A 363-nucleotide genomic window follows, 5' to 3' on the forward strand; every position below is an offset into this window, starting at 1 on the left:
CATTCAAGGTTGTTGATGTTGAACATCATGGTGCGAGAGGCGTTGGTATGATCTGTGGCATGCACCTTGCCGTGTGTTAGCTTCCACAATAGCCAAGTATCGACGGTTCCAAACAGCAGTTTCCCCTTGTCAGCCAGGGCTCTTGCTCCGGGAACATTATCCAGAATCCACTTTATTTTGGTCGCCGAGAAGTAAGGGTCTAATACCAAGCCTGTGGCTTGTTGTATGTACTCCTCCCAACCTTGTTCTTTATACTTTTCACACATTTGGCTTGTACGACGGCACTGCCAAACAATAGCGTTATAAACTGGCTTACCTGTCTCTTTATTCCATACAACAGTGGTTTCGCGCTGGTTGGTAATG

At 46.6% G+C, this 363-nt stretch carries 1 protein-coding gene; it reads right to left on the reverse strand.

The window, feature by feature from the left end:
* Window positions 1-363, reverse strand: a 363-nt coding sequence (locus AB4585_RS27770) for an FGGY family carbohydrate kinase (protein ID WP_372171974.1), incomplete at both ends; no start/stop codon positions are given.

Source organism: Vibrio sp. 10N.222.49.C9, assembly GCF_041474985.1.
GTDB lineage: Bacteria > Pseudomonadota > Gammaproteobacteria > Enterobacterales > Vibrionaceae > Vibrio > Vibrio crassostreae_C.